This window comes from Segatella salivae F0493, from assembly GCF_000477535.1.
GTDB classification, from domain to species: domain Bacteria; phylum Bacteroidota; class Bacteroidia; order Bacteroidales; family Bacteroidaceae; genus Prevotella; species Prevotella salivae.
In genome coordinates this window covers 32,649-53,432 of record NZ_AWGW01000032.1, presented here as the reverse complement: position 1 = coordinate 53,432, position 20,784 = coordinate 32,649, and the positions used below count along the sequence as shown (strand labels likewise).

Annotated in this window: 13 protein-coding genes, 1 tRNA gene and 1 pseudogene; 6 read left to right on the top strand and 9 right to left on the bottom strand. The window is 41.8% G+C overall.

The features are described from left to right. Positions 1 to 3 precede the first annotated feature (3 nt). Positions 4 to 1,527, bottom strand: a complete 1,524-nt coding sequence (gpmI, locus tag HMPREF9145_RS11970; RefSeq protein ID WP_007134733.1) for a 2,3-bisphosphoglycerate-independent phosphoglycerate mutase — start codon at positions 1,525 to 1,527, stop codon at positions 4 to 6. A 392-nt stretch (positions 1,528 to 1,919) separates the two neighbouring features. Here gpmI and HMPREF9145_RS14340 point away from each other — a divergent pair. Together HMPREF9145_RS14340 and HMPREF9145_RS13860 are read left to right on the top strand one after the other, a co-directional pair. After that, positions 1,920 to 2,018 (top strand): annotated as a pseudogene (locus tag HMPREF9145_RS14340) (tetrahydrofolate synthase); the annotation flags it as partial. 263 nt (positions 2,019 to 2,281) lie between these two features. Then, the gene (locus tag HMPREF9145_RS13860; RefSeq protein WP_081697777.1) at positions 2,282 to 2,458 is read left to right on the top strand and encodes a hypothetical protein; all 177 of its coding nucleotides are present in this window, start codon (positions 2,282 to 2,284) and stop codon (positions 2,456 to 2,458) included. A 433-nt stretch (positions 2,459 to 2,891) separates the two neighbouring features. Here the strand turns inward: HMPREF9145_RS13860 and HMPREF9145_RS11965 are convergent, their stop codons facing one another. The 3 genes from HMPREF9145_RS11965 to HMPREF9145_RS11955 form a co-directional block, all read right to left on the bottom strand. Then, the gene (locus HMPREF9145_RS11965) at positions 2,892 to 4,103 is read right to left on the bottom strand and encodes an SGNH/GDSL hydrolase family protein (RefSeq protein ID WP_021826661.1); all 1,212 of its coding nucleotides are present in this window, start codon (positions 4,101 to 4,103) and stop codon (positions 2,892 to 2,894) included. A gap of 213 nt (positions 4,104 to 4,316) precedes the next feature. Then, the gene (locus HMPREF9145_RS11960) at positions 4,317 to 5,804 is read right to left on the bottom strand and encodes a SusD/RagB family nutrient-binding outer membrane lipoprotein (protein WP_021826730.1); all 1,488 of its coding nucleotides are present in this window, start codon (positions 5,802 to 5,804) and stop codon (positions 4,317 to 4,319) included. A gap of 39 nt (positions 5,805 to 5,843) precedes the next feature. Beyond that, a complete protein-coding gene (locus tag HMPREF9145_RS11955) occupies positions 5,844 to 9,014 on the bottom strand; it encodes a SusC/RagA family TonB-linked outer membrane protein (protein WP_021826725.1) in 3,171 nt (1,056 codons plus the stop codon). 451 nt (positions 9,015 to 9,465) lie between these two features. On the opposite strand from HMPREF9145_RS11955, the gene HMPREF9145_RS13285 reads away from it, so the two are divergent. Beyond that, positions 9,466 to 9,660 (top strand): hypothetical protein, encoded by a 195-nt coding sequence (locus tag HMPREF9145_RS13285; RefSeq protein WP_081697776.1) that lies wholly within the window; start codon positions 9,466 to 9,468, stop codon positions 9,658 to 9,660. Positions 9,661 to 10,362: 702 nt separating this feature from the next. On the opposite strand, the gene HMPREF9145_RS11945 is transcribed toward HMPREF9145_RS13285, so the two are convergent. Genes HMPREF9145_RS11945 through HMPREF9145_RS11935 form a run of 3 tightly spaced genes read right to left on the bottom strand, consistent with a single transcriptional unit; the run spans position 10,363 to position 16,010 of the window. Next, positions 10,363 to 11,133, bottom strand: coding sequence for a hypothetical protein (locus tag HMPREF9145_RS11945; RefSeq protein ID WP_155945318.1), 771 nt, complete (start codon positions 11,131 to 11,133; stop codon positions 10,363 to 10,365). 28 nt (positions 11,134 to 11,161) lie between these two features. Then, complete coding sequence (locus HMPREF9145_RS11940; RefSeq protein ID WP_036907711.1) at positions 11,162 to 12,781, bottom strand: RagB/SusD family nutrient uptake outer membrane protein; 1,620 nt, start codon at positions 12,779 to 12,781, stop codon at positions 11,162 to 11,164. Positions 12,782 to 12,791: 10 nt separating this feature from the next. Then, positions 12,792 to 16,010: a SusC/RagA family TonB-linked outer membrane protein gene (locus HMPREF9145_RS11935; protein WP_021826651.1), complete on the bottom strand. Its 3,219-nt coding sequence runs from the start codon at positions 16,008 to 16,010 to the stop codon at positions 12,792 to 12,794. A 651-nt stretch (positions 16,011 to 16,661) separates the two neighbouring features. Here HMPREF9145_RS11935 and HMPREF9145_RS11930 point away from each other — a divergent pair. Next, a complete protein-coding gene (locus tag HMPREF9145_RS11930; RefSeq protein ID WP_007134751.1) occupies positions 16,662 to 17,111 on the top strand; it encodes a copper resistance protein NlpE N-terminal domain-containing protein in 450 nt (149 codons plus the stop codon). A gap of 173 nt (positions 17,112 to 17,284) precedes the next feature. Here the strand turns inward: HMPREF9145_RS11930 and HMPREF9145_RS11925 are convergent, their stop codons facing one another. Further along, positions 17,285 to 18,976, bottom strand: a complete 1,692-nt coding sequence (locus HMPREF9145_RS11925; protein ID WP_021826715.1) for a S41 family peptidase — start codon at positions 18,974 to 18,976, stop codon at positions 17,285 to 17,287. A 160-nt stretch (positions 18,977 to 19,136) separates the two neighbouring features. Here HMPREF9145_RS11925 and HMPREF9145_RS11920 point away from each other — a divergent pair. Both HMPREF9145_RS11920 and HMPREF9145_RS11915 read left to right on the top strand, forming a co-directional pair. Next, a tRNA-Asn gene (locus HMPREF9145_RS11920) sits at positions 19,137 to 19,213 on the top strand. A gap of 378 nt (positions 19,214 to 19,591) precedes the next feature. Beyond that, positions 19,592 to 19,903, top strand: coding sequence for a hypothetical protein (locus tag HMPREF9145_RS11915; protein ID WP_036907708.1), 312 nt, complete (start codon positions 19,592 to 19,594; stop codon positions 19,901 to 19,903). Between the two features lie 219 nt (positions 19,904 to 20,122). On the opposite strand, the gene HMPREF9145_RS11910 is transcribed toward HMPREF9145_RS11915, so the two are convergent. Continuing rightward, positions 20,123 to 20,749, bottom strand: coding sequence for a porin family protein (locus HMPREF9145_RS11910; protein WP_021826733.1), 627 nt, complete (start codon positions 20,747 to 20,749; stop codon positions 20,123 to 20,125). Positions 20,750 to 20,784: the final 35 nt, after the last annotated feature.

The window sequence follows — 20,784 nt, the reverse complement described above, 5'->3', positions numbered from 1 at the left end:
GCATTATTTATTGTCTGAAATCAAGCACTCTCCAGTCATATCATCTGGTTGTTCAAGTCCCATGATGTGTAGAATTGACGGAGCAACATCTGCCAATCGGCCATTCTTTACCGTCGCAGAGTTATTGTTTGTGACGTAGATAAAAGGCACTGGATTAAGTGAATGGGCTGTGTTTGGCGTGCCATCTTCATTGATTGCATTATCTGCATTGCCGTGATCGGCGATAATAATCACCTCATAATCGCTTGCTTTTGCAGCCTCAACAACGTCTCTTACGCATCCATCGATAGCCCAAACTGCCTTTGCTATGGCGTTATAAATACCCGTATGACCTACCATATCACCATTGGCAAAGTTAACAACGATAAAGTCGTAGAGGTTCTCTTTGATTGCACCTACAAGCTTATCTTTAACTTCAAACGCGCTCATCTCAGGCTTTAAGTCGTATGTTGCCACCTTAGGAGAAGCGACAAGTATGCGATCTTCGCCCTCAAACGGAGCCTCACGACCACCATTAAAGAAGAAGGTTACGTGGGCATACTTTTCAGTTTCCGCTGTATGTAGCTGCTTTTTACCAAGTCGAGAGAGGTATTCTCCGAGCGTATCCTTTACGTTTTCCTTAGGGAAAAGCACTTTAACGTCCTTGAAATTTGGGTCATAAGGCGTCATACAATAATAGTGAAGATCCTTCACTGTAGCCATTCCTTCCTCGGGCATATCCTGCTGAGTGAGCACTTCTGTGAGTTCTTTCGCGCGGTCGTTACGATAGTTAATGAAGATAACTACATCGCCTTCTTCGATAACTCCGTTTACTTTACTGTTGTTGATAGGCTTGATAAACTCGTCGGTTACGCCTTCATCATAACTTTCTTGCATAGCCTTCACCATGTCGTCAGCCTGCTTTCCTTCGCCCTTTACAAGCAAATCATAGGCCTCTTTCACACGATTCCATCGCTTATCGCGGTCCATTGCATAGAATCTTCCAACAATACTTGCGATGTGAGCACCATTGTTTTGGCAACAGTTTTGAACCTCTTCTATAAAGCCTTTACCACTCTTTGGGTCGGTATCTCGGCCGTCCATAAAGCAATGAACATATACATCTTTGAGCCCGTATTCCTTGCCAATTTCAATCAATTTGAATAGATGTGCGAGCGAAGAGTGTACACCTCCCGTCGAAGTTAGACCCATCAAATGAAGTTTTTTGCCCGACTTCTGCGCATAAGAATAAGCTTCTACGATGCCAGGATTCTTCAAAATGTCTCCTGTTTCGCATGCTTTGTTAATCTTAACCAAGTCTTGATAGACAATTCTTCCAGCGCCAATATTAAGGTGTCCTACCTCAGAATTGCCCATCTGTCCAGCGGGAAGACCTACGTCTTCGCCTGAAGTTAGAAGCTGAGCATGCGGAGATACTGCATTCAAATAATCCAAATAAGGAGTTGGTGTGTTATAAATCACATCACCTTTACCATGTTTACCGATTCCCCATCCATCGAGAATCATCAATAAAGCTTTCTTTGCCATAATCTATAATAACTTAAATTTTTGTTTCCTGTACGCTGCAAAGTTACTGCAAACGAGTGAGATTACAAAACAGAATCTATCGTTTTTTTCATTAATTCCACCTCATTGATAGCTGGTTAGACTGAACACGTAACGCAGAATGACGCTATACATCCCATTATTGCAGTTTACTTACGTATAAACAACTTCAAAAGGCGTGCCAAACTGCCTAAAAACAGATACTAAAAAAAGGTATTTTATCAAGTAAAGTGCCTCACTTTACATCCTAAAATGCATCATTTCACACGACAATCTGCGTCATTTCATGCGATAAAATACGGCAGATTACGCAATACCCGGTCTTACCTTATTTTTCCGTTAATTATCAACAAAGCCACCCTCACAATTGGTTCACCACGCAACTCGGTACGAGTTGTTCTTTTGATAGCCCGGGGTTGGCGAGGAACGAGCCTACCCCGGGTAAACATTCGCAAGGAGATTCAACGCCATAGGTGTTGAGCTTTTTCTATGAAGGCACGCTTACAATGAAACATTTTATGGCGGATTAATCCAAAAAAGCGCAACACCTATGGCGTTGTTCCACACAAACCATACATTAACCCAGGGTAGCCTACACTATCGTTTGGCAACCCTGGGCTATCAAAAGCGCAACACCTACGGCGTTGAAACATGCATTTTGTAATACAATTAATGCCAACATCCGAATAAATAAATAGCAAAATGTGCCAATATTTCAATAAGAACGTCAAATCTGATGAATGTTCTCACAACGCAACGCCGTGGGCATGGTGTCGGTATTCCAATGAATGTATTTGACATTATAAATGCCTTCAGGGTGCAACGCCGTAGGTGTTGTTCTTTTGATAGCCCGGGGTTGGCGAGGAACGAGCCTACCCCGGGTCAACATTCGCAAGGGGATTCAACGCCATAGGTGTTGAGCTTTTTCAGAGAATGCATGGTTATAACGAAGAGATTCATGGCAGATTAATTAAAAAAGCGCAACACCTACGGCGTTGTTCCCCACACATCATACGCTAACCCAGGGTAGCCTGTACTATCGTTTGGCAACCCTGGGCTATCAAAAGTACAACGCTTACAGCGTTGAAACATTCATTTCATATCATGATTCATATTTCTTCGCGCCTGAATATATGGCGGATTGCACCAAAAAAGTACAACACCTACGGCGTTGAAAAATGCGTGTTGATTTATTATTTATGGCCTAATTCATTGGAATATCAATGAGAACGTATCACAATTGATTTATTAATACAATCCAATAAATTGTTTGTTAATCACCAACGCTGTAGGTGTTGTGTCAAGATTCCAATGGAATTAGCCAGCATTATGAATTAATTCAACTTTTATTTTGCTTTCATTATCACCTCCGCGGCATACTCTCCCAGAGCCCGATAGCCTTCAGGATTAGGATGCAACCAGTCACTTTGCCATTGTTTTTGCAATCTTTCAGGCTCATTAGGGTCACGAAGTAGTTCGTCAAAATCAAGGATTCCATCAACCTTTTCGCGTTGACTTCTTATCCATTGGTTAAGCTTTTGGCGCATTGCTTCATGCGAAACAGAGTAATATCCGGCACCTTTGAATGGCGAAATTGTACCGAGAAAGACGCGGAAATTACGCTCTTTAGCTTTCCGAATCATCTCTTCATACGACTGAATCAAGTCATTTGTCACCGCTTCTACCTTGTTATTGGGCGTTGCTCCAATGTCGTTCACGCCTTCAAAGATAACGACTGTGCGCACACCACGCTGCAAAAGGATGTCGTGATCGAAGCGTTTTCGCGCCATAAAGCCAAAGCCTCCCGTCAAGGTTACACGGTTATTACCAATTCCAAGGTTTAGAATTCCAACGTCAGTAACCCCATGTTTCTTCTGCAAAGACTCCGAAAGAATGTCTGGCCAGCGGTTTTGTGCATTATTGGTAGAGTTCTTTCCGTCGGTGATTGAATTTCCGATGATGGCTATACTCTTAGCCGTGAGGTCGAAAACATCAATTGCTGAGATATTAAACCAATGGTCTTCGCGAAATGCTTTGTCAAAACTTGTCTTTGGTGTAGACACACCTCGCAAGATATAAGAAGTCGTTCGAGAGCCCATGTGCACTGTAGGAACGCAAGGAGCCTTATCATAATTAATGGTGATAGCAAGTCTTTCAAGTGGTTGAAGATCGAAAGTTAGCGCATCACTAAAACGCGATTTACCAGCAGGAATGACGGTGTTGTAATTGCCATTAAACTTGAGATACTTAGCCGAAGAAGGCTCTATGGCGCAACTATCGGTAGCATGTGCAATGTAAACAGACCGAATTACGAGCGGTTCTCGGGAGAGTTCGTTGCTGAGTTCAAGTCGAAGCTGCTTGCCACCAATAGATACTTTCACAATCTGCCGCACCGAACGTCCCGACATATTGTTATTATAGGGCATGAAACTCCGCACAACAGGCTGTTGCGCTGTAGCCCAAGTACCCACCCAATGATTGCCCGTCACAGCACCTTCTATTTGAGCGTGTGTTGTAACAGCTATGAAAAACAAAATTAATCCTACGAATCTTTTCATCTTTTTACCTTGTTGTTATCAGCCTGCAAAAGTAACATAATTTTTTAATTCGTATGTGATTATCATAGATTTATAGTTAGATTTAAGGCATACTTAACAGAAAAGGGACTGGCAAATGCCAGTCCCCACGTGAGAGAGAAATTACAAAGTCCTCGCACGGACATTGTTTTTCTAATATTGAGGGTGTCTTTTCACGACATCATGCAACAGGTTTTATTGCCCACCGGCCCACCAAACATTGTTTGTGTAGATATACATTCCGGCATCATTACCCGTGCCAAAGGCCTTAGCTACATTCGGATTAGACTTCACATCGCTATCACCATAAGGCAAACATAGTGGCCAACGATTAGCGCCTCCAGCCGTATTATTAGGGTTAGTCATTGCAACTGGGTAACTGCCATCAATGAAACGACAACGCCGAATGTCGGCATAAGTTTCCAATTGTTCGTCACGTGTCTGGGCAATATACTTCTGAATGAGAATCTCTTTCAACGGATTTGCAGTGTAACGAGCCTGAATTGCAGTCAGATAGTCACTGATTTGAGTTGCTGAAATGGTTTGCTCGATAACACTTCCTCCAGCAGCAAAGAAGTCTTTTACAGACGCTTCGACTCCTGCTTTGAAGTTATCTTCAGCATTTTCTCCTAAGCGTGCCTTTGCTTCTGCCATGACAAAGTAGAGTTCTGAAAGGCTCATCAAGTGCAAAGATGCAGCACCATTCTCCAAATAAGCAGGCCAATTGACGTATTCTGACTCTGCAGCTAAGGCGTCATCTCCAGGATTTGCCACAACATTCTTTCCCCATTTGTTATAGTTATAGATAGGTTCACGGGGGTCATTACGCTCAGTTAGCAACTTCTCTACAGTTGAAGAACAACCCGTATACTCACGACTTTGTGCATAAGCAAACCAAGAGTTGTCGGCTGTTTGACCATTGAAGACAGACATTTCACAACCAGTAAAACCGCCATCTAAGGCAGCTTGGCCTTCGGAAACCACCTTTTGGAGTTGAGCATTGGTTTTGTTCACCCCATAGGTGCGCAGCAAATAGCGTGCTTTTAGTGCGTGAGCAAGTGCTGACCACTTAGCCGCCTTGCCGCCATAGATGATATCATTTGAGCTAAAGTCATCCGTTCCGCGTGCAAAATTGATTTGAGCACTGTCGAGAAGTTCAAAGACACGGTCGTAAATCACTTTCTGTTTATCAATCTGTGGGTTAGCCTTTACGAAGCATTCTTTATAGGGAACGTCTCCATGAAGGTCTGTAAGCGTGGCCCAATTTACGGCTTCCAACGTTTGCGTTACACCCAAAAGATTATATTGTTTGGCATTAACCCCACCCTCTTGACACTTGTTTCGCATCAATTGTAGATTGTGAAGATTGAGGTAAGTGCTATTCCACTGGTTATCAAATACCGAACTTCCCGCCACTTCTGAAGTGTTTCGGTGTTCTACCATGCGTAATTGATTGTTGCCAGTACCAAAGAGTTGTTCAGTATAGGAACTCACATACCAGGCATAATTGCCACAAAGTGTGCTATAGATAGTAGAGACTTCAGCTTCCGTTAGTTGGAGTTTGGCATTGATATTGATACCAGGATGGGCCTCGTCTTTATTGATATGATCCATCATGTCTTCCGAACAAGAAGCCAACATCATAGTAGCGAGAGCCGCACTAAATATATATTTCATTTTCATAATCAATTCTCTTTACGTTAATATCATGTTAATTGGCCCTTAGAATGCAATCTTAAAGCCGCCACCGAAACTTGAACTATTCGGTATTGAGTAACGTTCGAAGTAGCCACTCATATTGCCATTACCTTGTGAACTCTCTGGATCGAGGCCGGGAAGTTTAGCCCAAAGCAAGATGTTACGAGCGAAACCATAGACTGAAAGATTAATACCGGCAAACTTAGGGAACTGATAACTCAACGTCACATCGCGCAGTTTAAGGAAACTTGTGTCAAAGATTCCAGCCTCAGTCACATCATTGTAAGCCATATAATACTGCTGTTTGCTCACTTGAACCGTATTCTTCTGGCCAGTAGCCTCATTGATTCCCTCAGCAACCATAGTTCCTTCGTGATATGGAAGCGATGCTTTGGAGGCACCAAAGTAATTCATTGTGAGCAGCGTTCCATTGTACATGCATCCTCCTTTCTGCCAATCCATCGTTGCAGAGAGTGAGAGTTGCTTATAATGTGCACGTAGATTGAAGCCCATATTAAAGTCAGGAGTACACTCACCAAGATTCACACTGGCTGCTGTTCCCTGTGGAAGACCATTGGCATTCAATAGTAATTGTCCGTCTTCTGTACGCTTAAAAGCTTTACCATAGATGTTAGGATAGGTGTAACCTGCCTGTGCACGCACCTGAGGTTCAACGAAACCACCGAGCATAATGCTTTCAACACCATCGGCAAGTTTCTTTACCTTGTTGGTAATCTTTGTGAAGTTTACTCCCAAGTCAAGTCCATAATTAGCATGATCTATTACAGAAGCATTCACAGAAAGCTCGTGAGAGAGCGTTGTCATCTGTCCCGCATTCGTGCGAAGTGCCTGATAACCTGTCGTTCCTGCTGTTGGAACATCGAATATTTGGTTTCTAACATCCTGATAACTCAAGGTATATTCAACCCTAACTCGATTCTTAAAGAGTCCTAAGTCAATACCCGTCTCCCAGTTAGATGTATTCTGTGGCTTAAGGTTTTCATCGAACTTCACATAGTAAGGAGCGTAACCTTTCGCACCGCCGAGAGGGTAACTAATAGGTGTGTAGACATACATTCCACCTGTATATGAAGGAACATACATATAGTTATTATAGAACTGACCGGCTTGACCAACTTGCGCATAAGACAAACGGAGCTTTCCATAAGAGAGCACATGATTCTCTTTTAAAGCTGGAAGTTCTGTAAAGATCCAACCTAATGACACAGAAGGATAGAAGAATGAACGATTACCGCGTGGCATTGTAGATACAACGTCGTTACGACCTGTTACAGTTAAGAACAGCATATCCATCCAAGAAAGAGACATTTGACCAAAAATTCCGACGGTACGCTCCTGTATATGGTAGTCAGAATGGGCGTCCATAGACGATGTATTGCCTATCGTTGGCTGACCATAAAAGGCTAATCCCGTGCCATCATAATCCCACTTGCGACGATATTGATGGTTAAATTCATTACCAAGTACAAAGTCAAAGTCCCACTCTTCGTTAGCTCCCCACTTGGCAGTAAAGTTTGCTGTGAGCAAGTTATTAAAGATATTGTTCTGTGTACCATAGTTTTCAACCTCGCCTTTTGTATTCTTTGCAGAGCCAACTTCAGCGATTTCAGAATCATTAGAGGTATACATGTCGATACCAGCTTGCTCGCGGAAGACAATCTTATAATTCTTTCCCCAGTTCAATTTCGGGCTAAATTCGGCATAAGCATTACCAAACACGCGGTTCGTATGCTGTGAATATTCGTCATTATCAGCCCACCAATAGGGGTTATTAAAGTTTGTTGCACGGAAAAGTATTTGCGAAGTAGGGTCTCCGGGCTTATGATAGGGCGTACCTTTAAGGTCATATTCTGCTGGAGCGGAATACACTACATTGACTATTCCGCTATTCGCGCCAGGGGCAGACTTAATCTTTACCGAGCTGTAATTAGCCGAAAAGCCTGTCTTCCACTGATCGTTTACCTTCCAATCTACAGCACCACGTGCGCCCGTTCTGGTCATTCCTGTTGATGGAATGACACCTTTTTGATAGGTATCACTAACACTAAACGAGTAACTTACATCGTTTTTGCGTTGTGAAATATTGAATGTTGAATTCTGAGTAAAGCCTGTTTTGAAGAAATCTCCTACGTTATCATGCGTCTGAGGAGTAGCCCATCCACTGAGACCAGCAGCTGCATACTTTGGATTATAGTACATTCCAGCATGTGAAGTGAGGTCACCATTGGTGTACTTATTATTCGTATTGCCTCCATAAGTAGCATCATTGGCGAGGTCAGCAATCTTTGGTCCCCACGACATTGAAGTGTTAGGGTTATACTTTGAGAGTGTTGTTCCCTGCGCATATACGTCTTGATGTTCAAACTTTCGACTCAAAGTTTGAGCACTTAAGTCTGTAGAGAAGGTGATAACCGGCTTCGTTGAGCCCTTGCTTCCACGCTTTGTGGTAATCAATATCACACCATTCGAGGCACGGATACCATAGAGAGCAGAGGCTGCTTGGCCTTTCAACACGTTGATAGACTCTATATCATCGGGGTTAAGGTCAATCGTTCTACTGGCATTATCGGCACCCGTCACAGAGTTCTTCGTGTCGAAATCGGGCGTAGAAGAAATGGGCATACCATCTACAACATAAAGCGGTGTGTTGTTACCATCAAAAGAACGTGCTCCACGGATAACGATTTGAGCCGATGCACCAGGTGCTCCTGATGAGGTTCTAATGTCTACACCCGTCAGCTTTCCTTGCATAGCACTGGCCAAAGAGGATGTTCCTGAAGTGTTTAAGTCCTTAGCATCCAACACCTGTGAAGCGTAACCGAGAGCCTTTTTCTCACGTGTTATACCCATAGCGGTTACTACTACCTCGTCAAGTACCTTGTTGTCAGGGTCTAATTTGATTTTCATTGCACCCGAAACAGAAGCATTCACCGTCTTGGGAAGCATGCCTAAATAGGTCACTACAAGCTTTGTTCCTTCTGGAACATTAAGAGCGAACTTACCATCTACGTCGGTAATCGTTCCCGTTTTGGTTCCCGAAACCTTTACAGAAGCACCAACGATGGGCTCACCATCCTCACCTGAAACCACGGTTCCAGTCACTTGCGTCTGTGCTACGGCCATTCCTATGCTCAGAAACAGCCCTGCAAGAAACATAAAAAGTCTCTTTTCCATAAATTTCTCTCTTTAAGTTAAAACATAAAAGTCATCTCTGCACGTAACAAAACTCTATGACTCCCTCTTAAACAATATTAAAATCATTAACGAATGCAAAGTTAATGATTATGTAATATAACACCAAATATTTTGCAGTTTATTTTTCATTTAATTGCATTTTTGGGTATTTTAGCTTATTATTTATTACTTATATACACATTATATGTATTATTCTAAAAGACGATATTGTATAATAAATGAATAAAACAGAGTCAAAACAAACGCAAACCAATAAATAATTATGTTAAGAAGTAAAAGTATGTGCAATGAAATTAGCGTCTTTTTTCATTCTTATTTTTTATTTAGCAAGCTGTGGATTATATGTAAACGGCCTAAAGTGAAGATGGGTTGATATAAAGAATTGCGAGATAAAAGCCCATACATCAACATAGATGTTCATGTTTTTCAAATGAAGACAGCCGATATTGAGAGTGTTGCCAACAGGCAAAGCCGTAGGTGTTATGCCGGTATTTCAATGGATGAAGATCGCAATATAAATGCTCGCATGGTGCAACGCCGTAGGTGTTGTTCTTTTGATAGCCCAAGGTTGGCGAGGAACGAGCCTACCCCGGGTAAACGTTCGCAAGGAGATTCAACGCCATAGGTGTTGAGCTTTTTCCAAGAAAGCATGGGTATAGCGAGGGCATTCACGGCAGATTGCGCTTAGAAAGCGCAACACCGATGGCGTTGTTCCTCACACAACATGCGCTAAGCCAGGGTAGCCTACACTATAGTTTGGCAACCTTAGGCTATCGAAAACGCAACACCTATGGTATTGAAACGTTTATTCCATTACGCGATTTATATCATTCCGCATTACAATTTGCGTCATTTTATCTGGTATTTTGCATCATTTTATCGCATGATTTGCGGCAAATTACAACGGCGACTCATGCCAACAACGAAATGATGCACTTTACCCCACAAAACAGGGGGAAATGGATTATAACCCTTCCCTCAACAAACCAAATAAACAATACGCGCATAATACACCTAATTCTGAACTTAATTGCACCCCTTCCCTCAACGATTCGAATAAACAATAGGGGCGAAGGGAAAGAGCAATATAAACGGCTTGGCATACGAAATGGCATAAAACAAAACACGAGATAGCATGAAACAAAACACGAGATAGCATGAAACAAAACACGAAATGGCATACCACAAAACACGAAATAGCATGAAACAAAACATGAAATGGAATGCCACAAAACACGAAATGGCATACCACAAAACAGGAAATGACACAACAAAAAAAGCGCATCAGCTTTACTGACGCGCTTTCTTTTATCGTTATGCGATGTGATTAGTTGAATTTCAAGACATCGGACATATTTCCAAATGCACCACGACCTGGCACTGCATGATATACTTTCAATGAAGCTACGTGCGTAGTAGCATCCATTGTGCCGGCAACTCCACTACCTGAGATGCCATCTGCAGTGAGAGCAGCGTCCCCATTGGCATTACCGCAGATGTAAATATCACCATATTTCGGATGAATCATTGCGCGTTGGCCAGGGATAATGACTGAACCATTGGTCACTTTGAACTCTACATCATAATCAAAACCATTCTTGTTTGCAGGCAAGAAATAGGTTCCATCAGCGAGTTTATAGGCATCTGTTGTCAATACAAAGCCGCCAAGTGCAGACTTATAGGTGATACTTTGTGTACCAACTACATTCAAACGACTTACTTCATAGACAAGGGATGTCACACGATATTCATAAGCTTGGTCAGCAGCTACAGAGATTGTAGCCGATTCAGTGCTACCACCTGCAACGTTATAGGTTACAGTTACCTTCTTCGTTCCCTCGTTTGCAGCGAACGAAACCGTAGCAGGAACAGAGAACTTACTATTAGAAGACTCCAATTTTACTTCTCCGGCTTGTGTTGAATCAATGCGTTGTACAACGATGTCAAAGCTATTTTCAGATGGGTTTACCACCGTTAAGGAAGTTTTTCCATCAGCCTTTATCGCAGCATTCTTTGTTGACAAGCTTGCGCCTTCATATTCATAAGAGTCACTACAAGCACTGAGTGTGGCTGCAGCAAAGGCAACCAACAAACTCATTTGAAATATTTTATTCTTCATTTTCTGTTTATCTTACAGGTTCATAAAGTCCAGATGGGTCTGGATTATTGGTTGTTAACAACACATCATTATTGTTTCCTTCGTTTCTAACGATACAGAAGTTCATCCAAGCAGGGCGACCATTGGTGTTATAACGCGCCGTTTCCTTGAAGTTAGTGCCTGTATAAGCACGCTTTACTGAGTAGTTCAGACGCTTGATGTCATAGAAAGTCTGACCTTCACCCCATAGTTCTACACGCTTTTGGAATACAATTTCTTCAACCACAGCATCCTTTGTAGAAGCTGTTGTGCTATAGTTTGCATCACGATATTTCTTCATGAAGTTCACTAAGAGCGTCTTTCCTTGGGCAGGATTCTGATGTGCGGCAGCCTCAGCCTCAATGAAATACATTTCTTCTACACGCATAATAGGGAATGCGGTGGCTGCACCAACAGTATTACTCTTTACATCTCCACCGCCAGGACGGAACTTAAGAGAAGCATAAGTAGGCAATTCTTGTGTACCTCCCTTCTTGAACTGATTATCACAATAGGTGTTTAGGGAATCTAAATGAGTCTCATCAACAGCCTTAAACTCTAACTTACGCCAGTCTGTATCAGACAAACGGTCGTACATGTCGCGGCTAATCATAATCACAGGACCACCATAAGAGGTGTAACCCCATTCGGTTTCATTAGACAAGTACGATGTCCAGTTGCTGAGTTTAGACTTTACAGTTGCATCGTCAGCAGTCTGTGAAGACGCCCACATCCATGGATCTGCCTGATTAAAACCACTTCGTGTATCCAAAGCTTGCTCCTTTGTCATCGGTGTTGCGTGGCTTTCGTCAATGGCTTTACGTGCATAAATCTGTGCACTATCATACTTTTCAACCCACATATAAAGGCGAGCTTTCAAACCATATACGCAAGCTAAGTTAGGCATCCACTTTTTATTGTTCTTATAATAAGGGATAAGCGTCTCAGCTTTATTTAAGTCTGACTTAATAAACTCAAACATCTTTTCACGCGTAACCCTTGGATTTTTGCGAGAAGATTCTTGCGAAGTAGTATCTGTTACAATAGGAACGGTGAGGTTAGTAACGTCTACTCCCTCGGCATTCTTCCCTGAAGGAAACTTCTCATTGGGCAGGAACTCGAACATACGAGCCATATCCAAATAGCAAAGTGCACGGAAAGTATAACCCAATCCCAAATTTCCTTTTTCAGAATCTTTATCTGATGATGATTTGAATTTCTTGATTACGTTATTCGTTGTAAGTATAAACTTCGTGTAATAGTTCCATACATACTGCATGTATACATACCTCGGACCCATACTTCTCACACGAGCAAAGACGTCAAAAGTGTCATAGTTGCTCTGCACTGTAGCCATATCACCCGTCATAACGTCACGAATATGCATGATACCTCCATAGCCAAAGGAGTAGTGATCGCCTCTTGAGAAGATATAATTAAACATTGCTGGCATGCCATTAACCATGGCATCCTGAGCTTGCTCATTACCCTCTATTTGATACAACGTTGCATTTCCGTTCATTGGTTCAGTCTCTTCAATACATCCAGTGAGCAGGAAGGGAGTAGAAACCAATAGTGTCTTTACTATATTTTTATATAAATTTCTCATAATATAAACATTAGAATGTTACTGTTAAACCACCAGAGACCGTACGAATTGGTGAATAATACTGAGAAGAAACAGCTCCTGTGACACTCTGTCGAGGGTCTAAGCCACGACGTTTTGCAAATAATGCGAGGTTATCGCCTACGACATAGAAACGTACATTGGCTACACCAATCTTGCTAACGACTTGTCTTGGCAATGTATAACCAAAGCTTACGTTCTGCAAACTCAAATAAGAAGCACTGGTAAGCCAGCGATCACTCGAAGAAGCGGTATATTGGTCATTATACTGAAGACGTGGAATGGAAGAGTTCTTATTGGTTGCACTCCATGCACCAAGAATGTCTTTGTGGAGGTTTCCACCACGATTTAGCGCCATCATACTTTGATAATTGCCATCAAACACTTGGCCTCCTAACTGATAAGCGAAATCAACCGAGAAGTCAAAGCCCTTCCAAGTAAGCGACGTTCCAAAGCCACCATAAGCATCAGGAAGTGCAGTTCCACAAAGATATTCGGTTGCTTCCGAAGAATTCTTTACCGTTGTACGGCCTGAAACAATAGGCTGTCCATTGTCATCCAACTTTGGTGTGCCCGCAGCAGTCATCTCATAAGTGTCTTTATAATAAAGGGCCTCACCCGTGTTAGCATCTACTCCTGCATACTTAGGCAACAGATAGGTGTACATAGAGAGGTTCTCTGCATAGAACTTGTTACCACTTGTATAACCCTTATAGCCCTCTACGACACGGCTTTTGTTTTTATCTGCAAGACGAGTGATGCGGTTGCTATAAGAAGAGAGATTGAATTTAGCAGACCAAACGAAGTCCTTTGTGCGAATGATATCGCCATTAAGTTCGACTTCGATACCCGCATTGCGCATATCTCCGATATTAGAGTAGAAACCAGTCCAGCCATAAGATGGAGGAAGAGCTACCCAAGCGAGCATATCTTTCGTTGTTCTGTAGAAGAAAACAAAGCTTCCTGACAAGCGCTGACGGAACAAAGAGAAATCAAATCCGGTATTAAACATACCCTGTTTTTCCCAAGAAACATTCTGGTTTCCAAGTGTTCCAGGCAATAAAGCAACGTCTGTTGCTGACGAAGTAATCGTATAAGTATCAACATAACGATAGCTACCGATGCCATCATTGCCTTGAGAGCCATAAGAAACTTTGAACTTTAACTCATCAACAAACTTCGCATTGAACCATTTTTCCTTAGAGATAATCCAGGCACCACCAAGAGACCAGAAGTTACCCCAACGGTATTTAGGATCAAAAGTAGAGGAAGCATCGCGACGATAAGAAAGTTCTCCGAAGTACTTATCAGCGTAACTATAATTTACTCTGCCGAAAAAGCCTTCGGTATTATAGTCAGAACGTGACGAGTTTACATTTTGCATTGTCACAGCACCAGATAGTTCTGTGTAGCTGTTTGAGAACATATTTTTCTTTGATCCCACAAGAGCATAGCTACGAGTACGGTAATATTCATGACCAAGCATAGCGTCTATTTCGTGCAATCCGAATGTACGATGCCAGTTAAGTAACTGCTGATAGTTGTAAGACCAACGGCGATTGTGTTGTATATTGGATACACCATTCGAGCTGGCGAACTGCCCATACCATGGGTTTCGAACGAAAATGTCTCGGTCTTCGTCTAAATATACACTGTTGGTTGATGTGAACTTGAAGTCTTTTAAGAATCTAATCTCGACCGTACCAACGCCATTAAAGGTGTTACCATTAATGTTATTGGTGTTTGCATAGATATCAGAAAGTGGGTTGGCTTGAGCCAAAATAGGACGTGTCAAGCCTGCAAAGCCTTTATCACCATAGTCTAAGCGCTGCAAGCCATTACGGCTATCAATCAATATTTTGCCATCTCCATCGCGCATATATAAAGGATAGATTGGAGCAAGTTGAAGCAAAGTAAAGAGGTTTCCAGAGTTATTTTCCTCACCATCATCACTAACTTGGTTGTTATCATAATGCGCATAGTTCATGTTTACGGCTATCTTCATCCAAGGTTTAACCTGATAGTCGGCCTTCAAACGGCTTGTAAAGCGCTTCATACTTGAACCCGCCGTGATACCTTTCATGTTCAGATAGTTGGCAGAAGCATAGAAAGTAGACTTGTCTGTGCTACCCGTTGCAGAGACAGTATACTCTTGGCGGAGTGCATTACGATAGGTTGCATTAATCCAATTGTCTGGACGAAGCAGATATTTCTGTCCCTTATAGGTTACCACATTACCCAAAGTGGCACGTGGATTCAATTTACCATTGCTACCAATAAGCATATCTCCTGTCGGAACGGTATAGACATTGTAGCCCAAACCATAGTCAGAAGAGTCTGTAAGATGTCCGTTTGCAAACTGGAATGCCTGCAAATCCGTCATATTCTGCTTGTCGCGAGCATAATTATAAAGTCCTTTGTACCATGTTTCATAGTAACCTGCTGGGCTATTTATATAGTCATAATTGCGAAGCGCACGAGAGTTTACGCCCCACTTAGCATCAACAGTCACAGTTGCATGATTGGTTCTACCAACCTTTGTGGTAATCAAGATGACACCATTTGCACCTCTTGATCCGTAAAGTGCAGCTGAAGCAGCGTCCTTAAGCACTGTAATGTCAGCAATATCCTGGGGATTTATCGTGTTCAAATCACCGTCGAAAGGAGATCCATCAACGACATATAGTGGGGCTTGTCCGCTACTTATGGAGCTAATACCACGGATTCGAATAGATGAAGTCTGTCCCGGCTGGCCTGAACTCTGCTGCATCTGAACACCAGATACCTTACCTTTCAAGGCCTCTACAGGGCTTGCAACCTGTACTTTGCTAATATCATCAGACTTAACTGTTGCTGCAGAACCTGTAAAAGCAGACTTTTTCTGAGTTCCATAAGCAACAACCATCACCTCATCCAAGGTCTTATTCTCGGCTTCCAAGGTGACTTTCATATTTGGTCCGGCTTTCACTGTCTTGCTTTGCATGCCGATATACGAAATCTCTAAACGCGAACCGGCTGGTGTAGAAAGCGAGAACTTACCATCGGTATCAGTCACTGTACCCGTATTTGTGCCCACAACCTTAATTGAAGCACCAATAATAGGCTCACCATCTTCACCAGAGACAACTGTACCTGAAACCTGTGTTTGTGCCAAAGCCATTCCAACACTGAGGAAAAGGCCTACCAAAAACATCATTAGTCTTTTTTCCATAAAATCTCTCTCTTTAAGTTATAATTAATTATTTGTTTGTTTTCTTATCCTTATACCTCATTATATATAGTACGTATATAATCTAAAACTACCCCACACAGATAGCGTCAGCGTCACAAAGGGTACGTATTCCGAACCTTGTAACTATTTTTTCTTCACCAAAAGAATTATTAGACACAACCCTTTTTCTCGTAGTCTCTTCTATTATTTAACTTTTATAAAAGTATATTTATGGTTACAAAATTAAGAAATGTTTAGATTACTTCCAAACGTTTTCTGCAAAAAGTTACTTTTAAGTGCTACTTTTAACATAATTAGTTCCGTTTTCTTATGTTTTCGTTACAAATTAAAAGTAACAAAGTTCCAAATCGTTAAATCACAAGAGACAAACAGATGAGAAAGTGGATAGACGCACAGGTAGACACGAAACGAATCATAAAATACGCCTGTAAAACCTAAAAATAAGAGCCAATAGACACCAAACAAGAACGGAAGAAAAGGGAAAAGAATCGTTAAAAGATAGGGGTTAATGATAGAAGAGAAAGAGAAAGTAAAACGTTTTAACCAATTTTACCACACAATCTGAAACAACTAATCATGTAATTCCTTATATTTGCACCCGATATTTAATTATTAACAAACACAAGAGTTATGAAGAATTTAAGAAATGTAATGTTGCTTTTTGCTGCAAGTGCAGCGATGATAGCATGCCAAAACAATGGTAAGACTGCTGCAAATGCAGCTGGTAATGACTCAGCTGCAACCGATACAGTTGCTGTTGATACTTTTGTTTACGAGGGAGAAATCCCTGGTGCTGACGCAAGTTCAGTCTACACATTGAAACTCGCCAATGATTCTACTGATGGTTTCGCACTACACATCCAATCTTCAAAAGCCCAAGCAAAGCCTGAAGACTATACAGGTAAGAAGGTTGTTGAAACAAAGAAGGTTGATGGTAAAGACGTAACAGTTTATAAGTTCGCTTTAGGCAAGGACACAACTTACTTCAAAGTTGTTAACGACTCTACGCTTCGCATGGTTAACGACCAAGCTGAAGAGGCTGCTTCTAAGCTCAGCTACGACTTGAAGTTGAAGAAATAAGCACGCTGAATAAAGCAAATTAAAAAGAAGCGGAGGTGCTCTGGCAGCATCTCCGCTTTTATTTTATTCTCCCCTTAAAGACAATTAACGACTTCATTCAGGGCTATTTTTGATTTCCTTAAGCCTCTTTCGGCTAATGATATGACTGCCGTCGGTAAACAATTAAAACTTTTCTACTTACGATTTCGGCTCACTACACTTTTTGAAACCACACGAGGCGCAAGCAGTTCTTTATATTCTTTGGAGTCATCCAACAGCTTTTCAGCCGCCTTTACCTGCTTATCATGTTTCAGAGTATATTCAATTGTGCCACGCTGATAATAGTAAATACCGATTATATCGCTTGCCAATGCCTGCATAATTCGCTCACGATTATAATCCAAATCCTTAGCAACATTATGCTTTAACTTGCTTTCTATTGCTTCAAATTCAGGCTTTGCATCATCATAATAACCTTCAAACTTAGCCGTTTTCACAAGCTCTTTCAAGATCTTTTCACTCACACCATCATATTTAAAGCCACTTTTCAGCACGTGTTGCTTAAAGGCTTCGTAGTCAGCATTGGTGAGTTCAAACTTCGATGGATTGTCAATTGTGGGATGTTTTGCCACATAGTCAATCACGAAATCAAGCACTGTTTCCGTCGAATCAATCACCGACATCAGGTAAGACTGAATATTTGACGCCGTATCGGGCTTGATTTCAATATCTGGTTTGATGCCACCGCCATCACGAACTTCACGTCCATGCAACGTATGGAATACCTTACTGAGCGAATCGGGCACGTGTTCTGTCGAACCAACTCGGTCGTGTCGGTAGTTAATTGCTTGTATACAACGACCACTTGGAATGTAATATTTATGTGTCGTTAGCTTCATCTTTCCATTATATGGCAAGTCAATCGTGGTCTGAACAAGGCCTTTCCCATAGGTACGCGTACCCATTACAACCGCCCGATCAAGGTCTTGCAGCGCGCCAGCAGTAATCTCACTTGAGCTTGCGGTATTGCCATTGACGAGCACAACGATAGGCATCACGGTGTCGATTGGTTCTGATGTCGTCTTAAAATCATGGTCAAGTCGTTTCACTTTGCCTCTATTGGAAACAACAGTCACATCTTTTGGTACAAAAAGATTCACGATATTAACGGCTTCACTCTCTAATCCTCCACCATTATTCCTTAGGTCTATGATGAGCTTTTGCATGCCGTCTTTCTTCATTTCGACAAAAGCGCGGCGGAAATCTTTGGCACATCCCTCGGTGAATTGATTCAAATTGATATACCCAACGCCATGATTTAACAACCCAAAATAAGGCACTGCAGGCATCTTAATTGCACCGCGTGTGATCTTCATCTTCATGATTTTACCCGTTGAAGGGCGTCGAATCTCAATGACAAATGTCGTGCCGGCATCTCCTCGAAGATGGTCACTTACAAACTGAGTTGACTTGCCTTCCATCGACAAATCATCGATTGCAAGTATGAAATCTCCCTTTCTTAATCCCGCGTTTGCAGCCGGCATGTTCTCATAAGGCTCATCAATGAACACATTCTTATATTTCGGACTATAACGTATTAAGGCTCCAACACCGGCATATTTACCAGTCATCATCATCTTAAGGTCATTGCCTTTCGCCTGTGGATAATATTCTGTGTAAGGGTCAAGGGCGTCAAGCATCGACTCAATAGCAGTCCCAATAACGGTATCAGCAGGTAATTTGTCGACATAAAGTAAGTCGAGATTCTTGTAAATGGCATTGAACACCTCAAGATTTTTGGCCACATTGAAGTTATGGTCCTTATCGTTTTGTGCTGCAACAGGCAAGGAAAGCAACACTAAAATGTATAGCAATAGTTTTTTCATAATTGTACAAAAGTAATATATATCAATGTAAAACCACTACTCTCTCCATTAAATTTCATGAAAACAAGCATAAAATGATTTTTTTTCTAAAATTATTTGGCGGTTCAAAAAGAATGTCTTATCTTTGCAACCGCAATTCAGAAATGAACTTTGCAACAATGCTTCAATAGCTCAGTTGGTTAGAGCACCTGACTGTTAATCAGGGGGTCGTTGGTTCAAGCCCATCTTGAAGCGCCAAGAAAAGGAATCCTTCACAAGAGGATTCCTTTTTTGTTTTATTCTCGTTTGAAAATAACGAGGGAGCAATCTGACTCATTTCACACGACAAAATGACGCAAAACACACGATGAAATGGGGCATTTTGCACGATGAAATGGCACAGATGATGAGTCGCTTTCGATGACATGAAACGCGAAGCTGCCTCTTTTTGTACTTGCATCTCTTTGAAACTAAAAAATAAAGTCTTATTTTTGTGACGTGATTCATGATGCACTTGCCACGTCATGGCTATGTATTTTTATCATCACGTCGGCTGAATGGTGAAAACATTTCATTCAACCCAGCCCAGCAAACAAAACATCTGGTCACCCATCTACTGAAGAATAACGCATAACAATGAAAGCCGCACTTAAATTCATACTAAGATATTGGGGGCTATGGCCACTGCTCACAGCGGTCTTTAGCTTAGTCGTCAGCGTTGGTTTAACAAACCATTGGGGCAATGCAGCATTATGGTTATGGCTCTGTTTAATCATTGTGACACTAATAACTCAACTTTATGTCATGCTGCAATACGTTAAAGCACGCAAATGGATGAGTGCTTTCATGCTGCTTCTACTCATGGTTGTGTCAATGATGTCGTTCTTTCTGTTCTTTGCCATCGCAGTAATGAGCGACGGAAAAGGCTTGCCCATGCAAGCCGTTTGACGATGAAAAAGCAAAAAGAACAATGCTTTTACAAACATTGTTCTTTCATTTCTTATGGAGAATCAACAGCATCATATAGTCGTTTTCTATCGGATTTGACTACGATTCATTAAATTTCAACCGACCTTTTTATATAAAGTAGTTCCTCTCCCCTATTGATGTGCTACACAGGAAGCTCCTTATCATCATAGAAAAGGAGTCTCGCCATGGCATCATTTTTTAGAAATAATAGGTCAATCCCACTTGCCAAGCGTTGGCACGAGCATTGGTTGACTTGCCGGCTAAGGCGTCCAGCCCCGATTCAACCGCTTGACTGGCGGTCATCTCTGCCGTCTTTCCGCACGCAACATTATAGTTGGCACTAAGTTGGAAGTGCTGAAGCAGCATGACTCCAAAGCCTAAGTTCACGCTGAAATTAGACTTTTTTACCTGCCATTGCGCTCTATCGTCGACAATAGAATGGTCTTTTTTGCCCACAGGGAAACCGACTTGAGGGCCTGCAAAGAAGAAAACGCTGGCATTATCTCCTAAGCCTACGCTATAACGGGCATTGATTGGAACAATGATTTGCTGCTGAACAAGCGCCTCATCTGCCACAGTTAGCTTCGCCTGTCGCTTGTCATAGAGGGCTGAAATATCTACAGCGAGCCCCGTAGGTGGCAAGCCAAACTTCACCGTTGGACCGAAAAAGAATCCACATTGATTACTTCTGTCAAAGACATGTTTATCAAAAGTCATGTTTGTGACATTCAATCCGCCCTTTAAACCGAAACGAATCTTTGCCTCAGCTGTGATGCAACAAAGCATCAGTAAGGCCATAACAAAAGCTACTCTAATTCTTTTCATACTCTAATTCTTTTTATCTATTAATGTTATGTGGT

Coding starts and splice junctions, on each gene's coding strand:
- HMPREF9145_RS11935 (WP_021826651.1), bottom strand. CDS start 16,010: ATGGAAAAAAGACTAATGATGTTTTTGGTAGGCCTTTTCCTCAGTGTT.
- HMPREF9145_RS11965 (WP_021826661.1), bottom strand. CDS start 4,103: ATGAAAAGATTCGTAGGATTAATTTTGTTTTTCATAGCTGTTACAACA.
- HMPREF9145_RS11940 (WP_036907711.1), bottom strand. CDS start 12,781: ATGAGAAATTTATATAAAAATATAGTAAAGACACTATTGGTTTCTACT.
- HMPREF9145_RS11955 (WP_021826725.1), bottom strand. CDS start 9,014: ATGGAAAAGAGACTTTTTATGTTTCTTGCAGGGCTGTTTCTGAGCATA.
- gpmI (WP_007134733.1), bottom strand. CDS start 1,527: ATGGCAAAGAAAGCTTTATTGATGATTCTCGATGGATGGGGAATCGGT.
- HMPREF9145_RS13860 (WP_081697777.1), top strand. CDS start 2,282: ATGAATGTTCTCACAACGCAACGCCGTGGGCATGGTGTCGGTATTCCA.
- HMPREF9145_RS11910 (WP_021826733.1), bottom strand. CDS start 20,749: ATGAAAAGAATTAGAGTAGCTTTTGTTATGGCCTTACTGATGCTTTGT.
- HMPREF9145_RS11915 (WP_036907708.1), top strand. CDS start 19,592: ATGAAAGCCGCACTTAAATTCATACTAAGATATTGGGGGCTATGGCCA.
- HMPREF9145_RS11925 (WP_021826715.1), bottom strand. CDS start 18,976: ATGAAAAAACTATTGCTATACATTTTAGTGTTGCTTTCCTTGCCTGTT.
- HMPREF9145_RS11960 (WP_021826730.1), bottom strand. CDS start 5,804: ATGAAAATGAAATATATATTTAGTGCGGCTCTCGCTACTATGATGTTG.
- HMPREF9145_RS11945 (WP_155945318.1), bottom strand. CDS start 11,133: ATGAGTTTGTTGGTTGCCTTTGCTGCAGCCACACTCAGTGCTTGTAGT.
- HMPREF9145_RS13285 (WP_081697776.1), top strand. CDS start 9,466: ATGAAGACAGCCGATATTGAGAGTGTTGCCAACAGGCAAAGCCGTAGG.
- HMPREF9145_RS11930 (WP_007134751.1), top strand. CDS start 16,662: ATGAAGAATTTAAGAAATGTAATGTTGCTTTTTGCTGCAAGTGCAGCG.